Origin of the sequence: Rhodococcus sp. BH4 (assembly GCF_002079265.1) — a bacterium.
GTDB classification, from domain to species: Bacteria; Actinomycetota; Actinomycetes; order Mycobacteriales; family Mycobacteriaceae; genus Rhodococcus_F; species Rhodococcus_F qingshengii.
The window spans coordinates 300,996-319,213 of the sequence record NZ_CP014942.1; the positions used below are offsets into that span (position 1 = coordinate 300,996).

Annotated in this window: 18 protein-coding genes; 3 read left to right on the plus strand and 15 right to left on the minus strand. The window is 58.9% G+C overall.

What is annotated here, in order from left to right:
- Nucleotides 1-94: 94 nt before the first annotated feature.
- The 5 genes from A0W34_RS30760 to A0W34_RS30780 form a co-directional block, all read right to left on the minus strand.
- Nucleotides 95-1,324, minus strand: coding sequence for a CaiB/BaiF CoA transferase family protein (locus A0W34_RS30760; protein WP_081559226.1), 1,230 nt, complete (start codon nucleotides 1,322-1,324; stop codon nucleotides 95-97).
- Nucleotides 1,325-1,409: 85 nt separating this feature from the next.
- On the minus strand, nucleotides 1,410-3,092 hold the full coding sequence (locus A0W34_RS30765; protein ID WP_442971960.1) for a thiolase C-terminal domain-containing protein: 1,683 nt from the start codon (nucleotides 3,090-3,092) through the stop codon (nucleotides 1,410-1,412).
- Between the two features lie 20 nt (nucleotides 3,093-3,112).
- Entirely contained in the window at nucleotides 3,113-3,334 is a 222-nt protein-coding gene (locus A0W34_RS30770; protein WP_081559230.1) for a hypothetical protein, read from the minus strand.
- A 14-nt stretch (nucleotides 3,335-3,348) separates the two neighbouring features.
- Nucleotides 3,349-4,539, minus strand: coding sequence for an amidohydrolase family protein (locus A0W34_RS30775; RefSeq protein WP_081559232.1), 1,191 nt, complete (start codon nucleotides 4,537-4,539; stop codon nucleotides 3,349-3,351).
- 214 nt (nucleotides 4,540-4,753) lie between these two features.
- Complete coding sequence (locus A0W34_RS30780; protein ID WP_198035737.1) at nucleotides 4,754-5,587, minus strand: FadR/GntR family transcriptional regulator; 834 nt, start codon at nucleotides 5,585-5,587, stop codon at nucleotides 4,754-4,756.
- A 206-nt stretch (nucleotides 5,588-5,793) separates the two neighbouring features.
- Between A0W34_RS30780 and A0W34_RS30785 the strand changes: the two genes are divergently transcribed.
- Nucleotides 5,794-6,519 carry a FadR/GntR family transcriptional regulator gene (locus A0W34_RS30785; protein ID WP_269750135.1) on the plus strand — a complete coding sequence of 242 codons (726 nt, stop codon included), beginning with the start codon at nucleotides 5,794-5,796 and terminating at the stop codon, nucleotides 6,517-6,519.
- A gap of 22 nt (nucleotides 6,520-6,541) precedes the next feature.
- On the opposite strand, the gene A0W34_RS30790 is transcribed toward A0W34_RS30785, so the two are convergent.
- From A0W34_RS30790 to A0W34_RS30800, 3 genes are all read right to left on the minus strand, one after another.
- A complete protein-coding gene (locus A0W34_RS30790) occupies nucleotides 6,542-7,360 on the minus strand; it encodes an enoyl-CoA hydratase/isomerase family protein (RefSeq protein WP_081559649.1) in 819 nt (272 codons plus the stop codon).
- A gap of 80 nt (nucleotides 7,361-7,440) precedes the next feature.
- Nucleotides 7,441-9,768 carry a bifunctional acetate--CoA ligase family protein/GNAT family N-acetyltransferase gene (locus A0W34_RS30795; RefSeq protein WP_198035738.1) on the minus strand — a complete coding sequence of 776 codons (2,328 nt, stop codon included), beginning with the start codon at nucleotides 9,766-9,768 and terminating at the stop codon, nucleotides 7,441-7,443.
- Between the two features lie 74 nt (nucleotides 9,769-9,842).
- Nucleotides 9,843-11,000, minus strand: a complete 1,158-nt coding sequence (locus tag A0W34_RS30800) for an acyl-CoA dehydrogenase family protein (RefSeq protein WP_081559239.1) — start codon at nucleotides 10,998-11,000, stop codon at nucleotides 9,843-9,845.
- Nucleotides 11,001-11,124: 124 nt separating this feature from the next.
- Between A0W34_RS30800 and A0W34_RS30805 the strand changes: the two genes are divergently transcribed.
- Nucleotides 11,125-11,889, plus strand: a complete 765-nt coding sequence (locus A0W34_RS30805) for an SDR family NAD(P)-dependent oxidoreductase (RefSeq protein WP_081559241.1) — start codon at nucleotides 11,125-11,127, stop codon at nucleotides 11,887-11,889.
- A 58-nt stretch (nucleotides 11,890-11,947) separates the two neighbouring features.
- Here the strand turns inward: A0W34_RS30805 and A0W34_RS30810 are convergent, their stop codons facing one another.
- The 4 genes from A0W34_RS30810 to A0W34_RS30825 all read right to left on the minus strand — a co-directional run bounded on the left by A0W34_RS30810 (nucleotide 11,948) and on the right by A0W34_RS30825 (nucleotide 14,893).
- Complete coding sequence (locus tag A0W34_RS30810) at nucleotides 11,948-12,364, minus strand: acyl-CoA thioesterase (protein ID WP_232330089.1); 417 nt, start codon at nucleotides 12,362-12,364, stop codon at nucleotides 11,948-11,950.
- Between the two features lie 24 nt (nucleotides 12,365-12,388).
- On the minus strand, nucleotides 12,389-13,375 hold the full coding sequence (locus A0W34_RS30815; RefSeq protein WP_081559245.1) for an NAD(P)H-dependent flavin oxidoreductase: 987 nt from the start codon (nucleotides 13,373-13,375) through the stop codon (nucleotides 12,389-12,391).
- Nucleotides 13,376-13,384: 9 nt separating this feature from the next.
- The gene (locus A0W34_RS30820; RefSeq protein ID WP_232330090.1) at nucleotides 13,385-14,158 is read right to left on the minus strand and encodes an enoyl-CoA hydratase/isomerase family protein; all 774 of its coding nucleotides are present in this window, start codon (nucleotides 14,156-14,158) and stop codon (nucleotides 13,385-13,387) included.
- A gap of 105 nt (nucleotides 14,159-14,263) precedes the next feature.
- Nucleotides 14,264-14,893, minus strand: coding sequence for a PaaI family thioesterase (locus A0W34_RS30825; protein ID WP_232330091.1), 630 nt, complete (start codon nucleotides 14,891-14,893; stop codon nucleotides 14,264-14,266).
- 144 nt (nucleotides 14,894-15,037) lie between these two features.
- Here A0W34_RS30825 and A0W34_RS30830 point away from each other — a divergent pair, with 144 nt between their 5' ends.
- The gene (locus A0W34_RS30830; protein ID WP_081559249.1) at nucleotides 15,038-15,934 is read left to right on the plus strand and encodes an NAD-dependent epimerase/dehydratase family protein; all 897 of its coding nucleotides are present in this window, start codon (nucleotides 15,038-15,040) and stop codon (nucleotides 15,932-15,934) included.
- A gap of 25 nt (nucleotides 15,935-15,959) precedes the next feature.
- Here the strand turns inward: A0W34_RS30830 and A0W34_RS30835 are convergent, their stop codons facing one another.
- Genes A0W34_RS30835 through A0W34_RS30845 form a run of 3 tightly spaced genes read right to left on the minus strand, consistent with a single transcriptional unit; the run spans nucleotide 15,960 to nucleotide 17,902 of the window.
- Nucleotides 15,960-16,430 carry a MaoC/PaaZ C-terminal domain-containing protein gene (locus A0W34_RS30835; RefSeq protein ID WP_332316386.1) on the minus strand — a complete coding sequence of 157 codons (471 nt, stop codon included), beginning with the start codon at nucleotides 16,428-16,430 and terminating at the stop codon, nucleotides 15,960-15,962.
- Nucleotides 16,372-16,863, minus strand: a complete 492-nt coding sequence (locus A0W34_RS30840) for an FAS1-like dehydratase domain-containing protein (protein ID WP_081559253.1) — start codon at nucleotides 16,861-16,863, stop codon at nucleotides 16,372-16,374. Before A0W34_RS30840 ends, A0W34_RS30835 begins: the two co-directional genes overlap by 59 nt.
- 7 nt (nucleotides 16,864-16,870) lie before the next feature.
- Entirely contained in the window at nucleotides 16,871-17,902 is a 1,032-nt protein-coding gene (locus A0W34_RS30845) for a phosphotransferase family protein (protein ID WP_081559255.1), read from the minus strand.
- Between the last annotated feature and the right edge of the window lie 316 nt (nucleotides 17,903-18,218).

Consider the following 18,218-nt stretch of genomic DNA (forward strand, 5'->3'; position numbering starts at 1 on the left):
GGCATAGCTGATCGCCCGAGCAACTCAGAGACGCTGGCGAGAAGCAAAGTACCTCTGATTTGCTCGGTGAAATAAGTTCTACCTATGGGTGGAGTTAGGTAACAGCGCCGGCGATCTTCAGCGCAATGAGGCCATCGTCGTCGAGTCCCAGTTCGCGCAGAATTTCGTCGGTATGCTCCGCAAAGCCCGGAGCACGCGTGATCTGCACGGGCGCGTTGTCGAACTTGACGGGATTGGCGACCAGTTTCTGCGGATTTCCCTCCGCGTCAATCAAATCGACGATTCGGCCGTTCGCGATTAGGGCCTCGTCATTGCCAAGATCCCAAGCGTCCTGGACGGCAGCCCACTGACCCTTCATATCCTTGAACGCCACTACCCACTCGTCGTACGTCCGCTGAGCAAGGGTGTCGGCGATGATGTTCGTCGCGGCGTCCTTGTTCTCGAACATGGATTCCATCGTGGCAAAACGCTTGTCATCCACCAAGTCTTCGCGTCCGATTACCGTAGCGAACTCACCCCAGTACCGGGTGGGCTGAAGCATGCTGAGCTGAATCCAGCGACGATCGGACGTGCGGTAGTTTCCGGTCAGCGGATTACCCGGTGCGGCAGTCGTCTTCTGCACCTTGGGCAGCGGTCCTCCTGTCAGTAGGGCGAGATTGATGTTGAACTGAGTTGCCCACGCCCCCACTGCAAGTAGCGAAACATCTACGAAGGACGGTTCCCCCGTCACTTTCCGACCGTACAGTGCCGCTGCGATGCCGCCGGCGATCGTCATGCCACCGATGGAGTCGCCGTATGCCCCTGCCGGCATGAAGCTCACACAGTCTGCGTCGTCGGGGGTGGTACCGTCGGCGCTGCCACCACGTGCCCAGAAGGCAGTGGAATCGTAACCGCCCTTGTCTGCGTCCGGGCCTTCGCTACCGAAACCACTACCGGAGACATAGATGATGTCCGGGTTGATCTTTCGAACATCCTCGAGTGTGATCCCAAGTTTTTTTGCGACGCTCGGCAGGTAATTCGTCAGAAACACGTCACTCGACTTGATGAGTTCTTCGAGAATCGGCTTCGCTTCCGGCTTGTCCAGTGCGATACCGATACTGCGCTTGCCACGGTTAGGCCCCTCCATGATCGGTGCGAACGACGATCCGTTCTTGCCCGCAGCCAGTCCGAGCACCCGAACAAGGCCGCGTTGGGCATCCCCGGTCTCCGCGTGCTCCACTTTGATGATGTCGGCTCCCCAGTCGGCAAGCACAGCGCCGGCAGCGGGGACGAAGGTGAACTGGGCGACCTCGAGTATGCGGACGCCTTCCATAGGACGGTGCATTATTCTCTCCTGATTCGTGAAGTATCGGTGCCGCGCGGACACGTGCAGCAAACCCACCGATGTGGGCCGCGAAATGAGATCGGATTCAGCTGTTACGCAACAGTATTGCGCCGGAAGGAACGCCACCACCGGCCGTAACGACAGCAACCTTCGGATTGGAAACCTGATTGCCGGGCGCTTCGTCACGGAGTTGGAGCACTGCTTCTCGGAACAGTCCGTATCCGTGAGTTCGGCCGGCAGAAAGCTGCCCTCCGTGCGGATTGAGCGGCAACCTGCCGTCCACTGCAATGCCTCTTCCTTCATCGATGAATTCACGTGCTCCACCGAATTCGCAGAAACCGAGGCCTTCGAGCCACGACAGTGCATTGAATGTAAATCCGTCGTACAGCAGCGCAACGTCGACATCTGCCGGAGTGAGATCAGTGCGACTCCACAGGTGCGCCGACGGTCCGAGGGACTGCGGCAGATGCGACATCGTTCCCTGATCCCAAGACAACCTCTCCATGATCTGAGTTCCGACAGCTTCGACGAAGACCGGGCGGTGCCCCGGAACTACGGCGTCGACGGCGGACACGATCACGGCAACCGCGCCGTCGGAAGGTACGTCGCAGTCGTAGAGTCCGAACGGAGTCGAAACCATTCGAGCCGACAGGTAGTCGTCCATCGTTATCGGATCTCGGTAGACAGCTTCAGGATTCGCAGCCGCGTTAGTGCGGGAGTTGACCGCGATCCAGCCCAGAGCCTCACGGTCGCCGCCGTAGCGATGCAGATACTGCGAAGCCTGACACGCGATCCAGTTTGCCGCGGACATCGCGCCGTACGGTGCCCGTTCCTCGAACATTCCGATCGCTCGTCCCGAGCCGGCCTGCCAACGCCCTTCACGCTGAAGGGCTGAGTGAGAGGATTCCCAGACCGTCCGGAAACACAGGACATGTTTGCACAGTCCCGAAGCGACCGCGAGCATCGCCGCGATGATCGACCCGTTCTGTCCCGGAAGATCACCGCCACCGTTCACCCAGGTCGGATGGATGTGGAGGACGTCCTCCAATGCCATGATTCCGCCCTCGGACATGCCGCCGGCGGAGGCACCCGGATATGTCGAAAGCCCGTCGATGTCATCGATCGTCAAGCCCGCATCGGCGATCGCTTCCAGGCACGCATCGACGGTGAGAGACAGTGGATCGACCATCAGCCGTCGACCCACCTGCGATTGACCGACACCTGTGATCGCGACTTTGTCCTCGAACTTGTTCGCGGACACCATCGGCCGAAGGTGTCTCTTGTAGTCGTCCGGCTCCGGAAGTTCGCCGAGCTCACCCTGGGCATCGGGATCGGGTTCGAAAAGTGGCAACCAGATATCGTCATCTGCTTGTTCGAAGAGGATTCGAACCTTGGTCCCGATCCGTACATCAGCAGGATCACAGTTGACGATGTTGGTTGTCAGCCGAACCGACGGATCCTCGTCGATCGCAACTACCGCAACAACATACGGGGGCGGGAACTTGGGTAGCCATTGCTGAACGTTGACGGTAAATCCGATGACAACCGCTTTGCCGGACGTCGCAGCCATACCGATGTCGCGCCCACGACACTTCGGACACACCACGGACTGTGGATGTATCCATTGTTCGCAAGACCGACACTGAGCGATGCGAAGAATTCCGTCCTCGCCCGATGCCCAGAACGACGCACTTGACAACGTCGGCTGTGGAAGCGGGCGTCCGGTGTCAACTGATTGCACGGTAATACTCCTGTGGTTCTGGTCGATCAACCGGAAACCGGTTGCTGTCAAAGAGATCGGTCGCGGATGGCAATCATGGCGTCGACGCGACGCTGCATATCGGCTCTGGTCATGATCAGGTCGCCGCCACGTTCGCCGGCGTCGAAGCGCCGAATGCGGTCGTTCTCTGCCTCGATCTCGGTGTCGAGCAAGGAACGTGCAAGATCTCGGGTCAGCAGGTCCTGGTCAACCCAGTCTGCATAGGGCAGCTGCTCAATGTGCTCTTCCATGGGAGCAGTCCTTTTCAGCTGGTGCGCGGAAAGTTGAGCAGCGTGCGAGCATTGAGCTCGACGATCCGGTGAACTTCGTCATCCGGAACTTTGATCATCTGGTCATGCACGATCTTGCGACTGTTGGGCCAGTTCGAATCGGAGTGCGGGTAATCGCCCTCCCAAGTGATGTTGTCGATCCCGACCGCGTGGCGGTTGTCGATACCGAACTGATCATCGATGAAGCACCCGAACAGGTGCTTGGCGAACAACTCCGACGGCTTCACCGTCTGATTGATGTTCTGGTAGAAACGGTGCTTTGCCCACACACCGTCCATGCGCTCGAGCATGTAGGGAACCCAACCGATGCCGCCCTCGGACAGCATGAACTTCAGGTTCGGGTGGTTGTGGAACACCGGAGAGAACAACAGGTCGGCAGTCGCGTACATGGAATTGCAGCCGAACAGAGCCGTCATCACAGCCATCGGCGCCTCGGGGGCGGTGATGGGAGCCTTGCCGGACGTACCGAAATGAATGCACAGGGGCTGGCCGGTCTCGACCGCAGCAGCAAACACCGGGTCCCAGTGGTTGGTATGGAATGACGGCAGCCCCAATGGAACAGGGTTCTCCGGGAACGCAATAGCCCGCGATCCCTTCGCTGCGGTGCGGTAGATCTCCTTCACACACTCTTCCACCGACCACAGCGGCAGAATAGTCAACGGAATCAAGCGATCCGGCGCGTAGGCACACCACTCGTCGAGGACGTAGTCATTCCACGCCTGGACACTCAGCAGCGCCAACTCCTTGTCGTTTGCCTCAAGGAAGACTGTGCCGGCAAACCTCGGAAACGATGGGAACGACAGGGTGGCCTGCACTCCGTCAATGTCCATGTCCTGAACTCGAGCCTTCGGCTCGTAGCAGCCGGGGATCATGTCCTCGTACCGCGTCGGCTCCGCACCGAACTCCTCGGGCGCCTTTCCGGCCACCGCGTTCAGGCCGATGTACGGGTAGATTCGGCCCTCGTACTCCCAAACCTCAGCGATCTTCGTGCCGGACCCGATTGCCTTGCCGCCGTCTCCGACATGGATCGACTTGGGCATCTCCTTCTCGATAATCCTGGGGCCGGCCTCGAGAAACTTCTTGGGCAGGCGATCCGACCAAAGCTTGGGATGCTCGATCAGATGATCATCAGTGGAGATCAGGTGCATGTGGTCCTGAAGTGGCATTTCGACTCCTGAGTGGGTGCGAAGCTCATCTAGAAGGATTGAACTTGTTTATCTATGTGCACCAGGATAGCAGTCATTGTTGCGTACGTCACTACCCAATTTAGGCAAATTCGTTACCCATTGATTAATCCCACCATCGGGATCATCCCGAAAGCGACTCGTAGCAAACAAGTTTCGTTGCAGTCAGGCAGTTCGAAGGCGGAGAGACTACAAATCAGTCAAAGAGACTGATGGGAGTCGATCGATCCCTCGACTCGAAAATGATGCTTGCGGCGGTGCCGAGGTGCCGTCGCCAGTGAAGCTCCGCACCGTCCGCATCACGGGCCTCTACGAGATCCACGAGCTGCACGTACGCATCGACCGTCAACGGCGCAAAGGTGTGCGCGTCGAGATTGTCGCCTCGATCGACGCGCTGACGAATCCCCATTCGCCGATGTGCCTGTGCCACTTCACGCAGCGCGTGCGCTTGGGCACCGAGCGTCTTGTTCCCGCAATGATCGGCAATGAGATCGTGGAACTCAGCAGTCAGCTCTACCCAAGCCGTGAAGTCCGCGACATCGTCGAGCCCACGCTCGAGCATCGACGCCAACTCACCGGCACAGGCACGCATCGCCGCCAGTCCGTCCACGGAGCAGCGAAGCGCAAGAAACCGAGCACACAACGGCTCGAACGCTGTTCGCGCCTCGAGGAGGTCCTCGAGCGTCGTCCCCTGCACCTGTAGATACAGACCAATATGCCTCGCAGCGACACTGAGACCGGGCAATTGCGCCTGTGGCCCACCGCGTGCACCAGTCAAGACCTTCAGCAGGCCTTCGCTCTCGAGAATCCGAAACGACTCGCGCAACGTGGGGCGCGACACCGCGAACTCCACCATCAGCAGCTTCTCCGACGGCAGCATTTCGCCCGACGCGATTTCGCCTCTCACGATCCGGCTGCGCAATCGATCCGCGATCACTTCGGCAGCCTTGGGCGTCCGGATCACTGCAGCCGAGTTCGACAGAACCGTCGACCGGCGCGTTCGGAGATCCTCGGCATTCACAAGTGTCATCTTAGGTCGCCGCTTCCGCTCGGTCCGGTTTGGCACAATCGCACACTGCGCAGGGTTGCAACTCCACCCCAGATGGAACATAGTACAAATAGTTAAACCGTTTTGAGATTGGAGCGTGAACCATCGACATCTTCACGAAGTCCCCGCCACGCCACATCTCGGACAAGAACGGACCTCACGCGATACGCGCACCTAAAACATCGGAGCTGGTCGCGCGTGAATTGCGTCGTATGATTATCGACGGCGCACTCGCCGCGTCGGAGAAGTTGCCTACACCCAACGATCTCTGCGCCCGCTTCGGTGTCAGCGTTCCCACCATTCGCGAAGCAGTCCGAATCCTGGAATCCGATGGTCTGGTTGATTCGCGGTACGGCGCACGGATCGGAATTCGTATTTGCCGACCCGGGGCGGAAACAGTGGCACGCCCGGCTTCTTTGCTGCTCGCCCTGCAGAAAGCCAGTGTCGCCGACGTACTGACGGCGTGTGTCTCCGTAGAAGTCGCGTCGGTCCGGATGATTGCAGAAAAGATAACGACCGACACCCGTACACAGACCGAGGTTGTTGCCCTGCACGACATTCTCGACTCGAATTGGTGGCCGGCCTACGAATCCGGGAACTTCCCCGCCTCGCTGTTCGAGTTTCACCGTGCATTGGTCCGAATGGCCGGGTCACCCACGCTATTGCTTCTCGCAGACACCCTCTACCAGCTGCTCACTCCGCCCGCAGTGCGAAATTGGACGGATATGGCAGAAAATCCACAAAGTACGCTGTCCTACTACAAGGGTGTCCGACGTGGATCGTCCGAACTGTTGACGGCATTGCCTACCGCGCCACCTGATGCAGCTGCGGAGCTATGGACCAAACATCTTGAATCACGATGGGCGACACTATTTCTGTATCAGTCACGGTCGAGGTTGATGACCGCCTGGTGAGTTATCAATCTCAACCAGCGCGTCACAGTCGAGCGTCAGTCCGGAGAGCCTCGGGAACCCAATTCGGCGAGCGCCGTTCCTTGAAAGCCGCAAAGCCCTCGACAAACTCTGGGCCCCGCAAGCTCGCTGCCATTCCCATCCTGTCGTACAGTCCCACATGAGCGTCGAGGGCACGCTTCATCTGTAAACGCGCATCCGGCGCACTCTGGCAGCACTGCTCCAAAGCCTCAGTTGCCGCATCCATCAGGTCTGCGTGCGGAACGACGCGTGAGACCAGACCCCAATCCATCGCTTCGTGCGCCGTAAGTACGCGGCCCGTGAGCATGAGATCTCGCGTCCGCACCGGGCCAATGACTGCCGGGAGCATCTGGGCGTAATAGAGATCTGCAATGCCTCGAAGTAGCTCCGGCACACGGAAAGTCGCACGCTCGCTCACCACTGAAACATCCGAGCAGAGGGCGATCATCAATCCGCCGCCCTGACAGATACCGTTGACCGCCGTCACGACCGGCTTGAGCGATTGTCGCAAGGTATCGAACGGAAGAAGGCTGGCACCAAGATGCGAGAAGTCCATCCAACTGTCCGGCGTCGCTCGGCCAAGATCTCCACCGGGAATGAAAACATCACCGGTTCCGGTGATGAGCAGACCAGCCAGATCGGGGTCGTCGTCCACAACAGAACTCGCGTAACGCACTCCGTAGTACATCGCATTGGTCATGGCATTGCGACTGTCCGGCCGATCGACGGTCAGGGTTGCAAACGGCCCCTGCCGAACCAGCGAGAGGTACGGCGTACCAGTCCAATCACCGTACGGAGCGCGAGCACCGTCGCCTGTAGTCATGTCAACCTCGATTTCACTTGTCGGCAATTCAACTCAACATAGCGCACCTGGTCGACCTGTTGTCGAAAAATGCTGAAACACTACAACATTCGCCTCGGAGCATCGTCAAGATGCTGCGGATTGGCGATCCACCCCTCGGCACTGATCGCATGAACGCCGTATTCACTGCACCGCGCCACAACCTCCAGGCTGGCGAGCCGTGGATGATCGAAACCGACCCGACTCATCCTTATCAAGAATTCTTCCAGAGCATCCCGATCTACAACAGGGCCGTCGTTGTAGCCGAAAAGCAAAGGTGCCGAATCGATATCATCGATCATTCGTGCAGCATCTTCATCGGTCATCGGCAATGCCCGCCAGGAGACATCTCCGAAGAGTTCGGAATAGACGCCGTCAAGCCCGAACGAGAGGACACGCCCGAACAGGTCATCGTCCGCAACCCGTGCGACGACACGAATTTCCGGTTCCGCCGAATCAGGACGCAGACCAAGCCCGTAGGCGTCAAGCACGTCGACGAGTATGTGTTCTGAGAGTTCGGATTCACCCGACCGCTCCGCAGTGGACAGTGCGGCACTCGCCTTCGAGCGGTCGATACGGTCCAGAGAGGGAACACCTCCGGTGGGCAAACTCAACCATTCGACATACGCAGCGACGTGCCCGAGTGCACGTACCGCATCTTCAGGCGACGAATAGGCTGGAACTCCGGAAGGCAGTTCCCCCGCTGTGATCACCAGGACCGGTTTCTCGGTAAGCGCCGAAAGTTCTTCGATCACCAGCCCTGCCTCACCGCGATCCCCGACTGGCGTCAAAAATGTGGTTACCACCGAATCCACCTCCGGATTCGCGAGTACTTCAGCCAGCGCAGAGCGGAACTCGTCGATCGGTGCAGCAGCGCCGAGGTGTTGCAGTCCCATGACCGCAAGCCCGTGAACCTCACACGCGGCCGCTGCAATCGCACCGATCGACGTGGTGTTGTCGATGATCGCCACACGATTTCCTCGAGGAAGGCGCCCAGTCGAGATCAGCGCGGCAACATCGAGGGATTCACTGAGCGAGTCGACTCTCAGGACACCGGCCTGGCGGAACATCACCAAGCTCCTACTGCGGTCCTGCGGCGAAACTGCCTGCACCAGAATCAGCGGTTTGCGCCGGGAGACCGAACGCGCCAGGCGTGCAAACTTCTTAGGATTGCCGATTGTCTCCAAATACAGCAGAACACAGTCGGTCGCATCGTCGTCGAGCCAGTACTGCAGCAGATCGTTGACAGAAACGTCGGCGCGAGCGCCAGCCGATACCAGGGTCGAGACACCGATTCCCCGAAGCATTGCTCTGGCCAGAATATCCGCACTGAGCGCACCACTTTGAGCAAAAAACCCGACGCGGCCGCGCATCGGAAACGTATCGACCAGCGTTCCGTTCAAGGAAACAGCGGGATCGGTGTTGATGATGCCCATGCACTCCGGACCGACGATTCGCATCCCGTAGGCGCGCGCCAACTCCACCGCCCGCTCCTGACGTTCACGACCACCAGCCGTTTCCGAAAAGCTCGAAAACAACACCAAACAGTGAATTCCCTTGCTAGCGCAGTCCGGAATGATCTCGAAGACATGCTCGGCCGGCAAGGCCACAAACGCCACGTCGATAATCCCGGGTACATCGACCACGCTGGGATAGGCGTGAACTCCGGCGATGTGCCGCGCAGCGGGGTTCACCGGAAATGTGGGCCCCTCGAAGGAGGAATCAAGCAAGTGACGAAAAATCTCGTTGCCGATCGAACCGGGATGACGACTCGCTCCGATGACCGCTATGGAACCGGGATTCAAGAGTCTCGCCACCGAGCGCGCCTCGGACGCATGCTCACGCGCTCGCGCAACTTCGAGCGAGCGCTCGGTGTCCGCCAGATCGATGGTCGCGTGAATCTCGCTGTCGTCGAGCCTGGTATTGACGGCAAACCCGATCTGACGAAAGACCGAAATCATGGCCTTGTTGTCCGGTCGGATCTCCGCAATCATGTGCACGATGCCTTGATCGCGAGCAATCGACGCCAAATGCTCGAGGATGATCGAGGCCATCCCCCGATGCTGCTGGGCATCCTCGACGATGAAGGCGATCTCAGCAGTAGACGGATCCTTGGATGAACGCTGGTAGTACGCCACCGCAACCACAGACTCGCCGAGGGTTGCGAGAAGCGCTACCCGAGAATTACCGTCCGACGTGACAACACGATCGATGTCGATCTCGAGCAAGTGCGTCGCCGGACCGAAGAAGCGCATCTCGATGGTGTGGCTCGACAGCCTCCCGTACATGGCCCGGAGTGAATCGCGGTCCGCGATCTGTGCCGGGCGAAGCCGAACCACCCCACCGTCGGCAAGAAGGACATCAGCAATCCACGATCGTGCATCCAGCACGGACACCTCCTGGTTTCGGATGGTTCCGACCTGATGCATTCTGCCTGCCCGCAGCCCTGAGGCCGCGAGCAGGTTCAGATACCGAGCGACTTAGCGATGATCGTTTTCATGACCTCGCTGGTGCCGCCGTAGATCCGGGAGACTCGCGTATCGGCATACAGCCGTGCGATCGGGTACTCGAGGATGTAGCCGTAGCCGCCGTGCAGTTGCAAACATTTGTCGATGACACGGCCGGCGGTTTCTGTGCAGAACAGCTTCGCTTTGGCCGCATCGGCGACGGTAAGTTCTCCCGCATCGTGCAACTCGAGCGCACGGTCAGCCATCAGGTTGACGGCGTCGACGTCGGCAGCGCACTCGGCGAGGACGAACTTCGAGTTCTGGAAGGACGACACCGGCTTGCCGAAAACCTTGCGCTCCGCGGTGTATTCCAGCGCGTGTGTGAGCGCGGCCGACGCAAAGGCTGCACCACCCAACGCGATAGTCAATCGCTCCTGCGCAAGGTTGTGCGTCAGGTAGGTGAATGCCGCGCCCTCGTCGCCAAGTCGGTCTTCTACCGGCACCCGAACATCTACGAAGGACAACTCTGCCGTGTCCTGCGCCTGTAAGCCGATCTTCTTGAGCTTACGACCCACCGCATAGCCCACCGTGTGCGCATCGACCACCAGAATCGTGAGTCCGCGACGCCGATCCTCAGGGGTTGCCTGAGCGGTTCTGCACACAACAAGAACACGATCGGCAAGTGCCCCTCCGGAAATGAAGGTCTTCGACCCGTTGAGGATGTAATGCGATCCGTCGTCCGACAGAACGGCCGAGGTCGAGATACCTGCAAGATCGGAGCCTGCACCCGGCTCCGTCATCGCGATGGCAAACATCGTCTCGCCGCTGACGAATCCCGGCAACCATCGTTTCTTCTGCTGCGCACTCGCGTAGGTCGTGAGGTACGGGAGAATAAGATTGGAATGCACGGAGAAATTTCCGAAAGACACACCGGCAGAGGCCGATTCCTCGATAACTATCGCATTGTATTTGAAGCTTTTCTCACCGCCGCCACCGAACTCCTCGGGAGCCTGGATACCGAGAATTCCTGTCTCACCGAGCCTGTTGTAGAACTCTCGAGGCGGGTGCCCCTGCTCCATCCAATCCTCGAATACAGGGGCAACCTCCCGGGCGATGAACCCGCGAACCATTTCCCTGAATGCGCTGTGATCCTCGTTGTACAGAGCTGTGCGCACGCCGTTTCCTACTTTCCTCCGGACCGACAGCGACCACCTGCCATATCCATGACCGTTGATTCAATACGAAGCTTACCTGTATAACTACGTGTACGTAAACAGTATTCAACGAGAAAGGTTCTCCATGATTTTGGATCATGCGTCAGCCGCCGTCACCGGTGGGGCATCCGGTTTGGGACGCGCCACCGCAGAGGCATTCATTGCACGCGGCGTTCCCACCGTCATCATCGACCTCCCAACGTCGAATGGTGCCGTCGTAGCAAAGGAATTGGGCGAACTCGCCACATTCATGCCAGCTGATGTCCGTGACGCGGAAGCCGTCGACGCAGCACTGGCGGAAGCCGAGAAATCCGCGCCGCTGCGCGCCGTCGTGCACTGCGCCGGACGCGGCGGAAAACTACGAGTCGTCGAAAAAGACGGCGAACCAGGAAGTTTGGAACTCTATAGCGAAGTTGTCACGATCAATCTGATCGGCAGCTTCAACGTTCTCCGACTGGCCGCAGCCCGGATGGTCAAGAACGAGACGATCGACGGCGAGCGTGGGATCGTCATCATGACAGCTTCCGTGGCAGCATTCGAAGGCCAGATCGGCCAGGTTCCTTACGCTTCCGCGAAGGCTGGCATCGTCGGCATGACGCTTGTCGCTGCGCGAGACCTGGCACGCAAATTCGTTCGCGTAGTCACGATCGCTCCCGGAACATTCGAAACGCCTATCCTGAACAATCTTTCGGACAGGGCTCGCGAAAGCCTGGCCGGTCAGGTACCCCATCCCGCGCGTCTGGGCTACCCAGCGGAGTATGCCAAGCTGGCACTCTCGATCGTCGACAACGCAATGATCAACGGCGAAACCATCCGAATCGACGGCGCAATCCGGATGGGTCCAGTCTAGTCTCCTTGAAGCGATCAAACTTCGGGACCGGATGGACTTTGTCCACCCGGTCCCGAAATCATATGTCCAGCAGAAACTTTTCCATGATCGTTCGATGCTCCGCAGAAAATTCCGGCACTGCTGATCCGTCGGCGTTGGTCTTGACGTCAACCGAATTCGACAGAGCAGTGCATCGGCCGTTCTGAAACAGCGCTGCGCTATGTGTCACCGAAGTTCGCCCGATTCTCGCAATACCGATACCCAACTGAATCTCTCCGGGATAACGCATCTCAGCCAGGTAGTCGATTTCGACGTGCGCGAGCAGCATTCGCTCGTTGAACGCAACCAAAGCCAATTCGTCTACCGCACGGTGAAGCAGGACCCGGCCTTCCTGAAAATACTTTGCGAACGCAACATTGTTCACATGGCCGACCGCATCCATGTCGTCGTAGGTGAGTACCAAAGTACGACGAACAGGATAGGTGTCGAGTTCCATTGATCTCGGATTGTGACGCATGTGTCAGGATGCCGGAACAGGGTCTATCAACACCGAATTCAGCGACCGGATGATCACCTCCGCATCCGAGACGATTCGAGTGACAAGTTCCCCCGCACCCGGGATGTCTCGAATCAAGCCTTGGACCATCCCGACAGTCCAGATACCGGCCTCCGAATCACCGTTCTCATACACCTTACGGCCACGAGTACCGGCCACCAGATCCTGAACATCCCTGAACCGCCCACCCTTGCCGAGGATGTCGACAACCTCTTCACTGACGGAGTTCTTCGACGCACGCATCGTGTTCCGCAACTGCCGGAAAATGAGCTGCGTATCCAACTCCGACGCCCCGACAATCTGCTCCTTGATCTTCTGATGAATCGGCGACTCCTCGGTGCACATGAACCGCGTCCCCATGTTGATTCCCTGCGCACCCAACGCCAACGCCGCAGCCAAACCACGACCATCGGCAAAACCACCCGACGCAATGAACGGAATCGACAAAGCATCAGCCGCAGCCGGAATCAACACCAAACCCGGAACATCATCCTCACCCGGATGACCCGCACACTCGAAACCGTCGATGCTGACCGCATCGACACCGAGCGACTGCGCTTTGAGCGCATGACGAACACTGGTGCACTTGTGAATCACCTTGATGCCGTGTTCTTTGAAATGCTCCACATGCACAGCCGGATTGGAGCCGGCCGTCTCCACGATCGCGACACCGGAATCGATAATCGCCTGGCGATACTGCTCGTACGGAGGCTGATTGATCGACAGCGTCAACGTGAGATTCACACCGATCGGCTTGTCCGTCAACGCCCGCGCCTTCGCGATCTCGGCCGTCAGGTCCTCAGGCGTCGGCTGCGTCAGCGCTGTGATGATGCCCAAGCCACCAGCTTCGGAGACTGCAGCCGCCAACTCCGCGCGGCCGACCCACATCATTCCGCCTTGAACGACGGGATGCTCGACACCGAATTCCTCGGTGAATCTTGTCTTCAACATCGTGCGCTCCTACACCTTCACCGGACGAAAGAAGACCGCATCTCGCTTTTCCATGAATGCATCCTTGGCCTCTTGGGCCTCTTCTCCATTGATGTTGTTTGCCTGTACATGACTTTCGTGTCGGAGAGCTACTTCGAGCCCGCCGCCGTCGGCCGATGCATTCAGCAACTGCTTCGTCAGCGAGATTGCCTGCGCGGGGCCCCCTACCAAGCGAGCCGCCATGAGATCGACTGTTGGGTCGAGCTCCTCGACAGCCACGACCTTGGTCACCAGTCCCAGTTCAGCTGCGTCGGCCGCCGAAATGATGTCACCAAAGAAGGCCAACTCCTTCGCCTTCTGAATGCCTACAAGCTTAGGCAGCAACCAGGATCCTCCGAAATCCAAGGACAGCGCACGTCGCACGAAGATCTGCGAGAACCGGGCCCGCTCGGTCGCCACTACCAGATCGCACCCGAGCGCGAGGTTCCAACCGGCGCCCACGGCAACGCCATCCACCTTCGCTATCGTCGGAATTGTCAAGGCATGCAACGCCCGTGGAACTTCGTGAGCAATCGCCATGTACTTGAGAGCGTCACCACGTAGTCCGGCCAGGTCCGCACCCGAACAGAAGTCTCCGGCCGCCCCGGTGAGAACCAGAACGCGATCATCCGGATTGTTCTCGACCTCGGTGAAGACCTCGACAAGTTCTCGGAACATTGTCGGGGTAAGCGCATTTTTCTTGTCCGGACGGGACAGCGTCACCGTCACCACGCCGCCACTACGTTCCACTACTAGCGTTTCCACGATTCAGCCTCCTAGGCAGTCCCTATACCTAGATAACATAGTGCACTATGTGGGCCCGAAGCAATGTATTTCCATCCTAGCTCCGAATCACGACATGCAACCGAGTCAGGGTTGGCCCGGATTCAACTGAACAAACAGCCCTTCAGCTTCCGCAACCACCACATCACCGACCCTGAGTTCCGCAGCAAGAAAACGCTTTCGGCCCTCTTCCCGCTCGAAGCGGGCCTCGATACTCAGATTTGTATCGAGCGGCGTGATCGCCCGATAGTTCACATGCAGGTAGGCGGTCCGCGAAGGCCGCCGATCCGTGTTAGCGAGCCTGCCGAGAACCTCATCGAAGATCAACGGAATTGCGCCGCCGTGAACTGCGCCGTTACCACCGAGATAGAACCGCCCGAACCGAACCACCCCGGCCACGCCGTCACGATCCCATCGCGTCGACGTGAATACCGGCGACAAAGTTTGTGCGCGGCCAGGAACATCGACGTGACCGAACACTGCATTTCGCTCCGGAACCTGAAACTGCGCCAGCTCGAGCGCCATTGCCCGCACCCTGTTGGCCAAATCTGCCGAAAGTTCCGACGGCGGCCTCGCACCCGCTAATTGATTCTGAAACTCACGTACAGCACCTGCCAAGTCCACAAAGGACTCGGCCAGCCGCGGGTCGCAGTCCCGATTCCGCCACGACGTGCGCGCAGTCGGCTCCGCGCGCGTCAGTTCATCATTGCCAGTCATCGCGATCCTCGAATTCATCTCAGCCACCGGGCGGAGTTCGCCTCGAGCCGACTATCTCATGCACCCGCAAGACCTTCCGACCGACAACCCCTTCCCACATGGTTTACTCAGTAACCCATTACTTAACAGACTGGATGTAAGCCGATGAATGTGTTGGTTATCGGAGCGGGCGGCTACCTTGGCTCGTCCATCGTCGAAAGATTCCTCATCGGAAATCACGAGGTTCGAGGACTCGTACGCAATGCGGCTGCCGCGCAGCGCCTTCGGAATCTCGGCGCAATGCCGATCAACGGCGACCTCACCGCACTCGAATCGCTCCTTCCCGCAATCCTCGAAGCCGATGCGGTCATCTACGCTGCCCAACTCATGCTCGAACCTGAAAAAAAAACTGTCTCAACGATTCTCGATGCCCTTGAAGGAACCGGCAAGACCTTCGTCTTCACCTCCGGAACCGGAGTGCTCTCGCAACGTACGGACGGGGAATGGAGCGAGGATACATTCGCGGAGGACGACCACTTCGTCCCGTCCAAGTACATCGGCGCACGCCGCGACACCGAAGACCTGGTCCGACAGGCCACTAATCGCGGAATCAGAACAATGGTGGTGCGCCCCTCGATGATCTGGGGCCGAGGCGGTTGCCCGATGATCGACGGCCTCTATCGGTCCGCCGCAGCAACGGATGCGGTCTGTTACATCGGTCGCGGCCTCAACTTGTATTCGAATGTTCATGTCGACGATGTAGCCGAACTCTTCCACCTGGCAGTGGAGAAGGGTTCCGCTGGTGCGCTGTATCACGCGGTATCAGGAGAAACGAACTTTCGAACCCTCGCGGAAGGCGTCGCCAGGGTTCTGGACGTTCCGACGAGAAGTGTCGACCTCGGCGAAGCAATCACGTTCTGGGACAAGTTCACTGCACTTATCGCCTTCAGCGTCTGCAGTCGCTCACGTGCAGTCAGATCTCGCCGCGAACTTGGGTGGCGCCCACACCCCGATCGCCTCGACATCCTCGACGACGTCGACCACCCGAACTACGTCGGGTGATCGACCAACTGCGACCGGATCTGCGTCAAAATATACCGCCATCGAACTCTGCCGCCGCCTCGACAACGACATCTGATCGCCTATCGGTAAGTCGCGCCTCGACAACAAGAACTCGCCGACCGTCGTCAACCCGAATCTCGACGAACTCTCCCACCGCTGAGAGCACTTCCCCCCGAAACACCAGCTTGCGAAAACGAGTCCGAAACCTCCGAACAGTGCCCACCCCAAAGATTTCCGTGCAATAGCTCGCAAGATAGCCTGCACCCAACATCCCGACGCAGAATGCCGACGGATACCCTGCCGAACGAGCCAACTCGTCATCATGATGCATCGGATTGAAGTCACCACTCGCGCCCTGGTACCGCACGATGGAATTCATCGTAATCGGACCGAACTTCCTGGACGGCAACACCATCGGAGACTCCGAATCAACACCCCTACGCTCGATCACGGCGCGCCCCCAACTTGCCCGCGGGAGGGTCCCCGGCTTGGACATCGGCCATGAACCCTGATGTATAGCGACATTCGGCGCGTAACCTGCTCACGCCATCGACCGTATCTTCGGACCGGAACTCCACGACAAAATGCACCATGATCATTCGCCCTGCTGACGACATCTTCTCTTCGATCCTGTCGAACCGGATCGAGGTGTAGAGCACCTGCCCTGCCCGTGGCAGTTCAGTGTGGTAAATGTATTCCTGTTCGAGAGAAAGTAGTCGTCGTACGTCCGCGCTAATTCCCGCATCCCGTAGCGCCGCAACCGTCTCCGGAAAATCGAAGACCGATGTCAACGATTCCCAGAAGACAACAGTGGAAAGAAACGTCGGCGGAATAACCGCGTCAATGTCATCCAAGTATGTCGACGCGAAATTGTCAGTTGCAAGTGCGTATTCACGCACTTTCCCATGTTCTATCGGCATTCTCGCCATCAGTTCATCAGCGCCCGATCAGAGACATCGCTTCGGACAACAGGTTCGGCAGCTCCGGCTCCATGAGCGTGAACGACGAATTCACGATTCCGCCTTTCCGAGCACGCTTGATCAGCAGGCCTGTCGCGGCAGCCTCCTTGTACCGAGTGAGTGCATTGAACCAATCGATATCCGGAACCGATCGCCCTAGCGCCTGCTCGTACTCACGGACCACCTCCGCGACAGTCGGCGCACCGCAGGGTCCCGTTCCCGCTGCGGCAGGATGCTTTGCTTCATCGGTGAAGTACGTCAGCCAGGTCAGGTCGACGCGGGGGTCGCCGACCGACCAGATTTCCCAGTCGATGATCGCGGTGACGGCATCGCCTTCGCATAATGTGTTGCCGAGTCGGTAGTCACCGTGATTGACGACCGGCGGAAGTGCGACTGGCATCGTCTCGTGCAGCGCCTGAGCGCATGCCTGGAAATCCCCCCGGAGATCGTCGGGAAGAGTCTCGAATGCCCTTGTCCAGCGATCGATCTCGCCTGAAAGCTCCATTACGGGTTCGTCACCCAAACCGACATCGCACGGATTCACGCGGTGCAGGTGGCCGAGCATCCGGGCCGCACTGAGGAACCGGGCACGAGTTTGCCTTCGGGACTCCGCGTCGCGAACGCGCTCCGCCTCGAGAAGTGGCTCCACGCATTCGCCTGGCACGACCTCCATCGCGACAAAGGGCGGAACGTTCGGTGGGTCACCCGAATCGTCGAAACGGACGATCGGGGCTTTGACTCCGAACTTGCCCTGAAGTGCATTCATGACGCGCCCCTGGCGGATCACATCTCGATTGCGCAGCGGCGCGAGTCCTGGAGGTGCCACTTTGAGCACGACGGATTCAGAAAGGCCACCATGCTCGAGCTCTGCGATGAACGTCAGGCTCGAGGCACCTCCGGTGAGGGCGCGCACATCGGTGACCGTCGTGCCGGCACGCCACTTCTCTGCCGCTACGGCGGTGCGTGATGCCAGTTCCCGAACCAAGGTCTCGTGTTCGGTTTGCTGCATTGGTAGTTCCTTCCATCAAGGATTCGATCGCCCCGCATTGCCGGCGCACCGCAATTATCGAGAAGCAGATTCTCAGAATATGGTTCTGCCTTTTGAGGTGGATGTCAAGGGTGAACCGTCGACCTCGTGACATAGTCCCGGACTTTCCATGAAGAAACATGACTTCTATCACATAGTTAGATATGCTGGCACCAGTCGGTCTCGGCAGGCGGATCACGCGATGGCGCAATTTTGTTCTCGCACAACATCTACAGCCCTCAATGACAGCGTTTCACCTACAAATCACACACCAGCCCACCGCCCAATATCCGGAGGT

Coding starts and splice junctions, on each gene's coding strand:
- A0W34_RS30760 (WP_081559226.1), bottom strand. CDS start 1,324: ATGCACCGTCCTATGGAAGGCGTCCGCATACTCGAGGTCGCCCAGTTC.
- A0W34_RS30770 (WP_081559230.1), bottom strand. CDS start 3,334: ATGGAAGAGCACATTGAGCAGCTGCCCTATGCAGACTGGGTTGACCAG.
- A0W34_RS30775 (WP_081559232.1), bottom strand. CDS start 4,539: ATGCCACTTCAGGACCACATGCACCTGATCTCCACTGATGATCATCTG.
- A0W34_RS30780 (WP_198035737.1), bottom strand. CDS start 5,587: ATGACACTTGTGAATGCCGAGGATCTCCGAACGCGCCGGTCGACGGTT.
- A0W34_RS30790 (WP_081559649.1), bottom strand. CDS start 7,360: ATGACTACAGGCGACGGTGCTCGCGCTCCGTACGGTGATTGGACTGGT.
- A0W34_RS30805 (WP_081559241.1), top strand. CDS start 11,125: ATGATTTTGGATCATGCGTCAGCCGCCGTCACCGGTGGGGCATCCGGT.
- A0W34_RS30810 (WP_232330089.1), bottom strand. CDS start 12,364: ATGGAACTCGACACCTATCCTGTTCGTCGTACTTTGGTACTCACCTAC.
- A0W34_RS30815 (WP_081559245.1), bottom strand. CDS start 13,375: ATGTTGAAGACAAGATTCACCGAGGAATTCGGTGTCGAGCATCCCGTC.
- A0W34_RS30825 (WP_232330091.1), bottom strand. CDS start 14,893: ATGACTGGCAATGATGAACTGACGCGCGCGGAGCCGACTGCGCGCACG.
- A0W34_RS30830 (WP_081559249.1), top strand. CDS start 15,038: ATGAATGTGTTGGTTATCGGAGCGGGCGGCTACCTTGGCTCGTCCATC.
- A0W34_RS30835 (WP_332316386.1), bottom strand. CDS start 16,430: ATGTCCAAGCCGGGGACCCTCCCGCGGGCAAGTTGGGGGCGCGCCGTG.
- A0W34_RS30840 (WP_081559253.1), bottom strand. CDS start 16,863: ATGGCGAGAATGCCGATAGAACATGGGAAAGTGCGTGAATACGCACTT.
- A0W34_RS30845 (WP_081559255.1), bottom strand. CDS start 17,902: ATGCAGCAAACCGAACACGAGACCTTGGTTCGGGAACTGGCATCACGC.